We start from the raw sequence: 11,975 nt of genomic DNA, 5'->3' as shown, positions 1-11,975 counted from the left end.
TCGAAGTTGTGGAACGCGCCTTCCCATTTTCGCCTGTTTTTTTGTCGTAATCTCGACGACATCTAGCACGTCAAGATCCGTCGAGCGGCCCTATTTGAGCCGGAATTCTCTTTAATCAGGTCGCTGTGGGGCGGTCGTCAATCGGTCACGGACCGCTGGTGTGGAACAATTCCCGTCGATCCTGATCTGACAACCGCGTCCGGTTTGGTTATGCTGCAGCGGGCCTGTGGCACATCCCCTTTCATACCCGCAGTCAACACCCGGCACCAGATTCGAACTCTCTTGAGCGAATGTGATCGCAAGATTTGATGCGACTCGTTTGCCGAGACTGGCGATCGTTCGATTTTCGTGGCGCCTACGGTGCGGATGCCAATCAAAGATACGAGGAGAGTGCGACCTCGATGTTGCGGATCGCGACCTACAACGGAACGACCGATGAACTTGTGCAGTTTGTGAATCATGTTTGGAGCCATTCGTACGCTGACAAAATGACATTTCCGTGCTGGACGGCGGATTTCTTTGAATGGCAGTTTCGATTGAGCTGCGATTCGGAGCGAAAGAATCTCATCGCGGCTTATGACGAATCCGTATTGGCGGGCGTCCTGCTGGGAACGAGTTACCCCATCCAGTCGCTGGCTGGGCGATTTCTCGGTTCGCACTGGAGCTGGCTGTCGGTTCATCCTGACTATCGAAATCGAGGTATTGCCAAGGCGCTCGATCAAGAACGCATTTTGCGTCAGCACCATTCCGGAACGCGACTGATTGCCAGCTACCGCTACGTCGGGTCGAATCATTCGCAGGCGGAACGACCGCACTCCAGACAACCCAATCGAAAGTTCAACCGCAAAATCGGGTTTTGGGCGCGTGTGCTTGATCCCGACAGATTTGCAAAATGGCATTGGAGCCGGGTTGAGGGAATTCTTGGAAAGCTTGCCGCACCGTTCATGCGAATTCCGCCCGATATCCAACGAGAATGCCCCGTCCGAGAGTTTTCTCTGGCGGATTTGGATGCGTGTGTGCAGCTGGTGCGTGATGCCGTGTCATCGCTGGTTCTGTCGCTGGATTGGGACAGCGAAATGCTTCGGCATCAGCTATGTGGCCATTCCATCAGTCAGACGCTCGTCGTCGAAGAAGCGGGGCGTGTCACCGGATTTGTGAACTATCATTTGATCCCTTTTCGGGCGAAGACGATTGAGAAAGTCGCAGTCATTGATCTGATCGTTCTCGGATCGACATCCTCTCGGAATCGATTACGACTACTCAATAATGCATTGGCGCGGATGTGCGAACAAGGCGCTGTTCTGGCATTGAAGGTGCGGTGCGGAGATGCACCTGTTTGGCCATTGCTGCGGGCCCATTTCATTCCTCAAGCGGCGGATTCGATGCTCGTCCTGCAATCCGTCGGTACGGAGTTGGAGATTCCAAGCTCGGCCCCGATTCATTTGCTGTGGCGATAGTGAGTGATCATGCTGAAGGTCTCAAGACTGGTTCCTCGATCTGTCCTGCGAACGACGCTGTCGACGGCGCGAACGTTCTTGTGCGATCCATTTGTCCGGCGGCTCGAACGGGCCTCACGGATTCAACAGGACTGGTTGCTGAAGCGGATTCGGGCCTGTCAGACGACGACGTTTGGCAGAGACCACCATTTCCAGACAATTCGTACGCTCAGCGATTTTCGGAAGCAGGTTCCCGTTTCGGAGTATGCTCGTCTGGCGCACTACATCAATGCTGTTGCGGCAGGTGATACTCGAGCGCTCATTCCGGATCAGGATCGGTTGATTCAATTCACCATTACGACCGGAAGTACCGGTGTTCCAAAGCTGAATCCGGTGACACGTTCGTGGTTGCGAGAGTATCGCGCGGGTTGGGAGATCTGGGGAACACGACTCTTTACGGATCATCCCGACAAGATTGGTTCGCGTGTCCTGCAGATGTCGGGAACGTGGGACATGGGCAGAACGGTCGGTGGTCACCAAATCAGCATGGTCAGCGCGCTCCTGACACGAACCCAGTCACCCCTGGTGAAACCATTTTACGCGATTCCAGACGTCTTGAATGACATTCGCGATCCGGTTGTGCGTCACTACGCCGCGCTCAGGTTGACGATTCTGGATGATATCGGCTGGATCATGTTGATGAATCCGGGCACGTTAATTCGCCTGGCCGAGATTGGCGATCAGTACAAGGAACGGCTCATTCGCGACGTCTTCGAAGGAACACTTTCGAAGCAATTTGACATCCCTGAACCAATTCGGGCTTCGCTGAAGCGATTTGTGCCCGCTGCCGATCCCCGTGGGGCCATGTCCCTGGAAGCGATCGTGAATCGAACTGGGCGACTGATGCCGAGCGAGTACTGGAAGCAGCCGGTCATTTCTTGTTGGCTGGGGGGAACGGCGGGATTCCCCTCGCGCTATTTGCACGAGTTATTCGGTTCGTCACCATTGCGCGATATGGGGCTGGTTTCCAGTGAGGGACGTCATACCATCCCGCTGCAAGACACCGAACCATACGGTGTCCCCTCGGTCGGAGCCGGTTTTTACGAGTTCATTCCGGTCGACGAGCAGGAATCCGAGACGCCGACTGTTCTCGAAGGGCACGAATTGACGGTTGACCGCGACTATCGAATCGTAATCACGAATTCAGCCGGTTACTATCGGTTTGACATCGGCGATCTCGTCCGTTGTCGAGGTTTCATCGGTCAAGCGCCGCAGCTCGAGTTTATCCAGAAATTTGCACGCGTTGGCGACCTGGAAGGGGAAAAACTCACCGAACATCAGCTTGTCGAAGGGGCTCACAAGGCCGCGGCGGTGGTGGGGGTCAAGCTGGGGCTGCTGACGGGCGTCCCCCGACGAATTCCGGAACAGAAGCCGTATTACGACTTTCTCGTAACGATTTCCGAATTTCCGGATTCGGAGCTTGCGAAAGGCTTCCTGAAAGAGTTGGATCTACAGTTGGCCTCTCTCAATTTCTTGTGGCGTGCTCGGCGGACGGAAGGAGTCCTGGCGGCACCAAGGCTTCTGCGGCTGCCCGCTCAAGGTTGGGACGATTACATTCAAGCGGAACTGCGACGCAAAGGGACAGGTGACTATCAGTACAAGCACCCCGGACTCGTACAGCATCAGGATTGGCTGAAGAATTTTTCGCCGGTAGACACGATTGTCTTGGACTGACGAAATATGTTCAGTACGACATTGCCATATTCTGCCTGAATCGACGCTGTTCCTTGTCCGCGTTTCGATGAACGTTCGTATCGATCAACCTTCCTCTTGGCGAGAACTGCACGCAGATGTCCGATTCGATCGGTCAAGTTGCTAAGGCTGCTGTGCCGGCATTTCCATTGAGCGCACCTTCGCCGGCAGTGGAAGTGCGCCCCGGCACGTCGTACTCGGGGCTCGTCCCGCTCAGCAGCTTGACTGCAGAAGAACGTCGCCGACTCGAAGAATTCGCGTACGCGTTTGGCCATGCTCCCGAATCGTATGATCTGACGGGAACCGCTGCGACGATTCTGCGAACACCAGACGAAGATGTTTATTTCAATGTCTATGCCGATCGAGCATTCTGGCATATTCCCGGTAGCATCATTAGCGACGTCAGTCATAAACCGCGTGCGGTCTTGTGGCTCAAGCAAGAAGCGATGCGGCAGCGGCGGACCATCGCTGTCTATTCGGTGACCTCTGAAGAAGCTTCGCTGTTCCGTGAGGCGGGGTTCGCGGTGAACAAATTCGGTGAAGAACCGGTACTCGATCTTGTGGATTTGAACTGGCAAGGAAAAGTGTTCGAGTGGGTTCGGCGCCAAACGAACTTCTGTCATCGGCAAGGACTGGAAGTGATCGAGGTTGCGTCACAGGAGCAGCAGCGAGCAATTGCAGGTGATTTGAATGAAGTTTTCTTCGACGATCTGAAAGATCGTGTTTATTCCGAACCATTGCGACTGTTGGAAGGACGATTCGAGCCTCATGCTTTGGGGCGTCGGCGGCTATTCATCGCACGGCAGCATGACAGGGGGCGTACCGAAGGGTTCCTCGTTGCCAGCCCCACCGAGAATGGCACGTCATGGGCGTTTGAAACGTACCGCAAACGACGCGATGCCGTTCGCGGCACGATTCCATTCCTGTTTCGTGATGTCATTGACCGTTTGCGAGCCGAGAATGTGAAGCGGATCTCGTTGTGCCTGGTACCGGGTAAGGGAGTCCAGCAGGATCTTTCGTCCGAAGCCGATGCGCGCGTCCGCTGGATGCTCGGGCTTTGGTATGGTCGATTGAATGTCCTGTTCAGCGCTGCGGGGCAGGACTATTTCAAAAGCCGGTTTCGTCCGCGCTATCAAGACCGATACCTATGCGTGTACCCACGCAATTCATGGCGATCGATTCTTTCATTCGTTAGGACATCTGGAGCGTTACGGATGAACGTGCGTAACCTGCTGAAAAAACTGGTGATTCCAGGAAAAACGGCACCCCCTCAATCACCTGACGCGACTTGATCGAGCGGGCCCGGATGTGATCCAGAACGGAGAGGGCGTCACGGCACTTTCTGAGAACTGGTCGCCCGCTTGACGAGTTCAACCGTGCTGAACTTGTCGAGATCCGCCTTCCCAAAACCATGAATGGCGCCCAGCGCCACGGCTTCCTTCTGGGCTTCGGAATAGTTGCTGACCAGCATGACGGGAGTCGATGTTCCAGACTTGATCATATCTCGGATCAAATCCAGTCCCGATGAATTGTCAACGTCCAGAACTCGGTTCACCAGAATCAAGTCATAGCGCGTTCGTGTGATGCGCTCCAACGCGTCGTGTGCGAAGTGGCAGCGATCGACGGTGGCACTCAGCTTGGTCTGCCAAATCCCTGCCATGCGCGCGGCATCCACACCGCATTGTCCGACATCGAGTATTCTGATCGTCATACGATCTCCTTCAATGGATCACCTCGAGTGTCGTCGTTGCCGCTCTGCCGCGAGATCTCTCGAAACGCTTCCTACTTCGTGCAGTTCATGTTCTGTGTTGAGCAGTCTGCTGAAACATCGGAGAATGGCTCCGCTCAGACTCAAGAACGACATCCTATCATGTGACGCCTCGGTGGCTGTCTCTGTTATTTCAACCGGCGGTTAAGATATCGTCTTGCGTGCTGAAGATGCCAGCTTGTTCGCGTCAGCATTCGGCATCACGAACTTAGTGGTATTGCCCCATTGTCTCAGGATGAACCTCGATTCAGGATGTTGGTGTGATCGCTTTCAAGATTCGGCAAGAGCCCATAATTGGCCTGGAAGAGTTGTCTCGAATCCGCATGGCATTTGAGGTGAAAAGTCTTTTTGAGGCGAGGCGAAGTGACACTGGCGAGATTGAGTTGTGCGAACGGTGGTTGGAGGCACCGTACCTCAAAGACTACGACGCGATTCCAGGCAATCGCCCAATCGATCTGCCTCGCCACTTCGATTTATCCAATTGGTGCTTACTGTCGGCGCGGTATGACCAGCGTTGGATTGGCGGGGCGTTGATCGCCTGGAAGACAACGGGTGTCGATTTGCTCGAGAACCGTGATGATCTGGCTGTCCTATGGGATTTGAGAGTCAATCCTGCCGATCGCAGGCGCGGTGTCGCATCGGCGCTGTTCGAGCAAGCCGTAAGTTGGGCTCAGTCACGCGGATGTCGAGCGCTCAAGATCGAGTCGCAGAATAACAACGTACCCGCGTGTCGATTCTATTCCAGTCGCGGATGCCGTCTCAGGGACGTGCTTTCTGGGGTTTACGCCGACTTTCCTGAAGAGATTCAGTTCTTGTGGTACAAGGATTTTGCATGATCGGACACGGCAACCGTTCACAGGCAGTGGACTGCTCAGTTTGCCGCGGTAAAGGGAAGGATGCCGCTCGTCGATGCACTGTGGATTCCAATTGACCCGCGAAAATGTGCCTGTCCTCCGCTCTTCGGGCTGTGAACGGTTACCGAACAAGAGTTGCTTCGAAGTGGCTGGCAAGTGTGTGGATACGGTGAAACAACGAAGTGCTCGGGCGCCGAGGCGGCCGAGCACTTCGAATCAGGACGAACGCAGATGACAGGGTTTGAAAACCGAGATCAGCGATCAAAGGCCGTAATGGAAATCAGAATTCACCAACAATTTGACCGTCGAAGTAGCAAAACAGTCGTGCGAGAGTTGAGGTCACACAGTTTGCCGGATAGGTGGAAGTGACGCCGCCCGTGACACTCTGCTTCGAATAGTCGATGTTTTCGCTGATGAAGCGGACGGCGCCGTCTGCCATCACAAAGTGGACGCCGCCAACATGAGAACTGCTGAAACCACGGCGGTCATGAAGGCCGTTGATCGTCGCATTCAGGCCATCATACCCGATGCCCCACACGTTCATCGAACCGCCTTTTGCTCCTTGTGCCGCAACGCCATCTGCGGTCTCCGAGTATCCCAGCGCGGTCCCGGCACCGTAGAGTCCGCCTTTGTATGCCCAGGCTCGTTCGCCGACGACCAGCGTGTTCGAACTTCCGTCGGTAATATCCCGCAGTCCGTTTTTCGAGTTCTGGTATGTCAGGCCAGTGGGAACGCACCCGGGAAAATAAAAGTCCTTTTGGATTGCGGGGGTCGTACTGTCGGATGTCCCGGAAACGGCGACATAGTTCGAAGTGGCGATATTTGTTGGGGTGCCCGCCACATTGGGGACCTGTGAATCATAACCGTATCCGGCCGGTTGACTGGATGACATTGACTCGGTGAAGGTGTTGAGGGCCGGGCCCGTATCCGAAGCGCATCGGAAGACCGTCAAGGGCGTCTGACAAGCGGCCAGGTTGTTTGTCAGTTGGTACTGCAGCGTGTAATTTCCGGGCTGCAGGACGTTGTACAAGTTCCCCTGATCGATATACGGAAGAATGAAAACGCCCCATGACCATAGGCTGGGTTGGAAATTCGCAGCCGTGCAGCAGTTTTGAGGGCTGCCGGTGATATTCCCAGGAGGAAACTGATTGTAGGCGTCGTGGTAATTGTGGAACGCCAGACCGATCTGCTTCAGATTGTTCTTGCACTGCGTGCGCCGCGCCGCTTCGCGCGCCTGCTGAACAGCCGGTAGCAGAAGTGCAATCAGAACGGCAATGATGGCGATTACCACCAGCAATTCAATTAGGGTAAAACCTCGCCGAACTCTCGAATTGAAACTCATAACATTGCCCCTGGATGAACACAAAAAAAGACGAGTTCCACGACAATCGTAGACTCGGTGTCGCCACGAGATGGCTGATTTGCCCATTGCCGAATAAAGCGAAAGAGGGTCGCGATTCAAGCCGTCTAATGAGTAGCGATGGGGAAACTCCAAACGCTGTCAATGTCACGACATTGACAGCGATGTGGTGCCTGTCCCCTTCTCTCAAAAGACATTCTGCTGACAGCCCAATGAAATAACGGGACTGAATCAGACGATCATCGAGAACGTTATGGAATTCACCGAACTTGGGTGAGTATGCGCAATGGCTCTAGCGGCCTTTCATCGTCTCACGAATGGGCTTCGCCGGGACGTAGAATCGCCAAGAAAGTGATCATCGCAAAAGGACCCTATATGTTGTATTGAGTTCAACAGGCTAGCCGCAGGCGATCAGTCGACAGGCTGGCCTGCACCTTTGGCCTTGTTCCTGAGATCGGCCTTTGGTGTGTCGGCGGTCTCGGATGTCATCTCGATATTGAAAGTCTGTTTGCCCTTCTTGACATCCAGTTTCAGTTCAGATTGATCGCCCACGTACTTCTTGGGGATTGAAATCCCACCGCCTCCACCCAATGGCCATTCGAGGCTGACGGTGGTCGGCCCCAGCTTGGTCCCTTTTTCGCCCTTGGTGTACTCGATCTCGTACTGCCCGCTCTTGTCCGAACGCACCATCGCGGGGCGTCCGTTCTCTGGCTTCATGACCACGATGATGTCTGCGACAGGTTCACCATCCATCGAGACAAGTCCCGACACATACCCAAGCGGGGGACGGTCGGCACCCCCACAGCCGAGCTGCATCGCACAGATGGCGAGCAAAGACACTCCGAACCAGGAATGTAAAGAGCGCATGTTCATCTGCAATCTTTCAAGAATGTACGCAACCGAAAATAACAACTAGGAATGCCAAAATCTTGACGTGTCGTTGTGTGGTGTTCAGTGCTGCGAATCGACAGATTCGTGAAGATTCCAAGAGGGGCCAACGCAATAAGTAAATCTCGTTGGTATCTGCGAGACTATGTACACTTTGCGCAAATCGCAGGAATGCAAGTGGGAGGATGATCAGTCGAAATGTCGCTGGTGAACGTTCAGTGCGAGCGCACAGTAAACGTGCAGCCAAATCATGGTAATAGGATTCCGTGAAGTTTCCATGAAGATTTGAAGTATAAACAAGATGTAATGTTTTGGTGTAACTATTTTGTAAGGTTTGATCGCAAGAAAACCGCAACGTTAAACTCGTTTATGATGATTTGTCTCTGTTGGCAAAGTGCAATTTCGTAGTGAAATCGTGCCCATCAGCGAAAGACACAATGCGCACAATTGAACGGATGACGAGGAATCTCGCGGAGCAAAGAGTTTTCTCGAAGTGAGAGAGCCGACTGTTGAAACAATGGCGTTCGCTCAGTCTCGGAATTGAGGACGCGACGACAGTTGCGAAGGCGAAGGGTGCCTGGGCCTCTTATTTCAAGAGGTTGTCAGAATCGCGTTGGGGCTTGTTGCAAAGAGCGATCCGAGCGAGCAAATACGAATTTCATGCGGCATAAGCGTTGATTTGACTTGAGAGTCACGCTGGCTTTTTATGCCGAAAGTCTTATCTGGCGAATTGGATTCGCGGTCGGCCGCGGCGGAGTTGTGTGTCCGAAGATTCATGGCGCCTGCTGGACCGAACGCTGACTTGCGCAATTGCGAAACAGGTAGGCCGCCGCTCTCAAGTTTTCGATCTTGGAGCGAAGGGCTATAAAAAAAGTGATCGGCCGTCATGACGACCGATCACTTCCGATTCAAAGTGGCACGTGGATTTCAAACTCGCCGGATCGAAATTCACTTGCGTTGACCATCACGCGTGGAATCAGAATTCACCCACGACTTGACCGTCCCAATAGCACAGAAGACGTGCAAAGGTCGAGGTGATTGCGGCGGCCGGGTATGGATTTCCGCCACCGATCACACCGACTTGGTAGTCGATGTTTTCGCTGATGAATCGAACCGACCCGTCTGCCATCACGAAATGGACACCGCCGACGTGGTTGCTGCTAAAGCCACGTCGATCATGATTGGTCGGTGGGACGTTGAAGTGATTGAGGCCATTGTAGCCGATGCCCAAGGCATTCAGCTGACCGATCTTCACGCTGCCGTTCGTGTTTTGAGCATCCACCGTGGCCGAGAATCCCAGAACGGTTGCGGCGCCGACGACGAATGACTTGTACTGCCAGGCACGTTCACCCACCATCAGCGTATTGGACATCCCATCGACGATGTCACGGTCCGAGATCTTCGAGTTTTGAGCCATCATCCCCAACGCTTTACCGTAGATTGTCGGATCAACGAGCGGTGTCGTCGACGTGCCCGATCCCCCGACGCCGACATAATTCGAAGTGGCGATTGTCTGGTTCGTACCATTCGTGTCTGGCACATCCGACCGATAGTTGTAGCCAGCGGTTGTCGAAGTGTCAGCGGTTTGAGAATCCTGGTAGGTGTTCAACGGTGGGCCGGTGTCGGACGCACAGCGGAAGACCGTAAGGGGAGTCTTGCAGGCCTGCGGATTGGCCACGAGTTGTGCTTCGAGCAGTTGAGGGCCCGGTTGCAAGGTGTTGTACAGGTTGCCTTGATCAATGTACGGAAGGATCAACGCACCCCATGACCATAGGCTTTTTTCCCCGTTGTTCTGGTTCTGAGGAACCTTTGAAATGTAGCCTGGCGGGAAGCACAGATTGGCGTCGAGATAATTGTGGAATGCCAAACCGATTTGCTTCAACGCATTCTTGCACTGGGTGCGGCGCGCCGCCTCGCGTGCTTGCTGGACGGCAGGCAACAGCAACGCGATCAGAACGGCGATGATCGCGATGACCACCAGCAGTTCAATCAGCGTAAAGCCTCGCCTGACCTTCGAATGAAAACGCATTACAAAACCCCTTACAACAACGACACGATATAGCCGAACGACGACAATCGATCGTTCGGAAGAAACGTATGATGAGTCATCAGGTCTTTGTCGGCAGAATCGAAAGTCCGTTTTCGTTCAGTCGAGGGTCTGAACCTTTGCAGGTTTGGCAGACGGATCGGATTCGACGGCGATGTCGAATGTTTGCTGTCCTTTCTTGACATCGAGCTTGAGCTCGGATTTTCCTTCCGTGTACTTCGCGGGAATCGCCTTCGGTCCGGCATAGCCAATTGGCCAACTTAATGTGACCGTACTCGGACCGATCTTTGTCCCTTTCTCGCCGACGTTGTAATAAATCTCGTAATGCCCTTTTCCATCGGTTTGCCCCATCGCGGCACGTCCGACGTCCGGCTTGATGTTGACCGAGACTTTCTCGAGCGGTTCCCCGTCCATCGTCACGGTGCCCGAGACGTATCCCATGGGGGGCCGTTCCGGGCCGCCGCAGCCAAGTTGAATCCCACAAACGATCAACAATGTCAGTGCCAAGTGGGGGCGTGGGTAGTGCATGTTCTCCAACAATCTCTCCAGAACGTTCAAGAAGAAATGGATCGCCGGCGCGAGGCGACGAAAACGCGCGAACGCGCATCACGCCAGATAAATGAGCACTCAAATTCACATCGAGTTTTGAGTCGACAAAAGCAAATGCCGAACCACTGACGAAGCGAAAAAAACGGGTTTAAGGTGATTACCAGGAATGGCCAAGTGTACGTGATCGAATGTTCACATTGCGAATGTTTAATGAAGAGTTTGTGAACATTGTGTTAAACGGAGTCCCGTTACACAAGGGAAAAAAGACAAAATATCCTGATATAAGAATTTGTCCTTAAATGGGTTAACGACACGTCGAAATCCTGATATTTCAGGTTGAGATTCGTATGAAGTTCGCAAAAAGCGTCTCGCGTCGACGGAGACCACTCGCGCATCCGCTCTGCGTTTTTGCGAAAGGAGATTTCTCAATCGGACCCGGGTGAAGCGGTCGCCGCATCGGGGGTAGAGCGTGGTGCGATGGCGTTGCATTGCGAAGATTGGGCCATGACGCTCAAAGAATGAGCATGATGGAATCGAGCCGATTCTTCCCACCGATCGTGTCGATCAGGGCTTGAATCGATCGTGACAAGTCGTGCAGATCGACTGGGCAGCTGCAAAGTGTTCCAACGCCATCGGCCGGTCCTGGCGGCGGAGTGCGTCAGCGGTTTGCGTCATCTGACGCTGAAACTCCTGCGACCAGTCACTCCAAACCGTCGCCTCGTCCGCCGTCACGCCGTTCGGCCTGTGTGCCGCAAGGGCCGATCCAATCATGGCCATCGCGGACGCCTGGCGGCTTTCCATCTGTGGATCTTTGGAACGACGAAGCGCTTTCCGCACTTGGTCGGTTCGATCGCGAAGGATCTCCATCAGCAGCCGCGTCCGTGCCAGCTTCGTCCAATCGAACTCGACGGAGCCTGGTCCGCCGCCCTTCCCGTTCATTGCTTCGTTCAGTCGTCGCAGCCCTGCCGGCGCTTCGTCGAACGATGTGATTCGACCGAGTTGCAGTGTTGCATCGCGAATCGAGGGAGCCGACAGTTTCAGCGCGGATTCACCATTGTGTTCCGCCAGCACTTGAGAAAAGATCGCCAACTGTCCCGCCGCAAGGCGGAAACGGCCCTTGGCGGCCTGAAACGAATTGGGCGACGCGAGGATCTGCTCGATCTCGGCCGAGAGTGCCTTGATTTCGGTCTCCAGATCTTCGATGGAGACGATTTCAGCGAACGGCGGTCGGTCTGCCCAACTCACGCAAGTCACTAGTAGTATGATTGTTACGGTACTTCGAAACGCCTGTCCGAAACTCATTGTTGCCTCGGCGTATTTG

10 protein-coding genes are annotated in these 11,975 nt (G+C 54.2%); 4 read left to right on the top strand and 6 right to left on the bottom strand.

Annotation, left to right across the window (positions count from 1 at the left end; all coding sequences use genetic code 11):
- The first annotated feature begins 401 nt into the window (after nt 1-401).
- From OSO_RS0127020 to OSO_RS0127010, 3 genes are all read left to right on the top strand, one after another.
- On the top strand, nt 402-1,457 hold the full coding sequence (locus OSO_RS0127020; protein WP_157605469.1) for a GNAT family N-acetyltransferase: 1,056 nt from the start codon (nt 402-404) through the stop codon (nt 1,455-1,457).
- 9 nt (nt 1,458-1,466) lie between these two features.
- Nucleotides 1,467-3,170 carry a GH3 auxin-responsive promoter family protein gene (locus OSO_RS0127015; RefSeq protein WP_010586136.1) on the top strand — a complete coding sequence of 568 codons (1,704 nt, stop codon included), beginning with the start codon at nt 1,467-1,469 and terminating at the stop codon, nt 3,168-3,170.
- Nucleotides 3,171-3,286: 116 nt separating this feature from the next.
- Nucleotides 3,287-4,480, top strand: a complete 1,194-nt coding sequence (locus tag OSO_RS0127010) for a phosphatidylglycerol lysyltransferase domain-containing protein (RefSeq protein WP_010586135.1) — start codon at nt 3,287-3,289, stop codon at nt 4,478-4,480.
- A gap of 38 nt (nt 4,481-4,518) precedes the next feature.
- Here OSO_RS0127010 and OSO_RS0127005 read toward each other — a convergent pair whose 3' ends face one another.
- Nucleotides 4,519-4,899, bottom strand: coding sequence for a response regulator (locus tag OSO_RS0127005; RefSeq protein ID WP_010586134.1), 381 nt, complete (start codon nt 4,897-4,899; stop codon nt 4,519-4,521).
- Nucleotides 4,900-5,216: 317 nt separating this feature from the next.
- On the opposite strand from OSO_RS0127005, the gene OSO_RS48635 reads away from it, so the two are divergent.
- Nucleotides 5,217-5,792 (top strand): GNAT family N-acetyltransferase, encoded by a 576-nt coding sequence (locus OSO_RS48635; protein WP_010586133.1) that lies wholly within the window; start codon nt 5,217-5,219, stop codon nt 5,790-5,792.
- A gap of 298 nt (nt 5,793-6,090) precedes the next feature.
- Here the strand turns inward: OSO_RS48635 and OSO_RS0126995 are convergent, their stop codons facing one another.
- From OSO_RS0126995 to OSO_RS0126970, 5 genes are all read right to left on the bottom strand, one after another.
- Nucleotides 6,091-7,152, bottom strand: a complete 1,062-nt coding sequence (locus OSO_RS0126995) for a DUF1559 domain-containing protein (RefSeq protein ID WP_029247524.1) — start codon at nt 7,150-7,152, stop codon at nt 6,091-6,093.
- Nucleotides 7,153-7,581: 429 nt separating this feature from the next.
- Entirely contained in the window at nt 7,582-8,043 is a 462-nt protein-coding gene (locus OSO_RS48630; RefSeq protein ID WP_010586131.1) for a hypothetical protein, read from the bottom strand.
- 991 nt (nt 8,044-9,034) lie between these two features.
- Nucleotides 9,035-10,087 carry a DUF1559 family PulG-like putative transporter gene (locus tag OSO_RS0126980; protein ID WP_010586129.1) on the bottom strand — a complete coding sequence of 351 codons (1,053 nt, stop codon included), beginning with the start codon at nt 10,085-10,087 and terminating at the stop codon, nt 9,035-9,037.
- Nucleotides 10,088-10,204: 117 nt separating this feature from the next.
- Nucleotides 10,205-10,633 (bottom strand): hypothetical protein, encoded by a 429-nt coding sequence (locus tag OSO_RS45305; protein ID WP_010586128.1) that lies wholly within the window; start codon nt 10,631-10,633, stop codon nt 10,205-10,207.
- A gap of 585 nt (nt 10,634-11,218) precedes the next feature.
- Nucleotides 11,219-11,899, bottom strand: a complete 681-nt coding sequence (locus OSO_RS0126970) for a cytochrome c (RefSeq protein ID WP_029247522.1) — start codon at nt 11,897-11,899, stop codon at nt 11,219-11,221.
- Between the last annotated feature and the right edge of the window lie 76 nt (nt 11,900-11,975).

It is taken from the genome of Schlesneria paludicola DSM 18645, assembly GCF_000255655.1.
Lineage (GTDB): Bacteria > Planctomycetota > Planctomycetia > Planctomycetales > Planctomycetaceae > Schlesneria > Schlesneria paludicola.
Note: the sequence above shows the minus strand (reverse complement) of the source record. Positions and strands in the feature narration are given on the sequence as shown.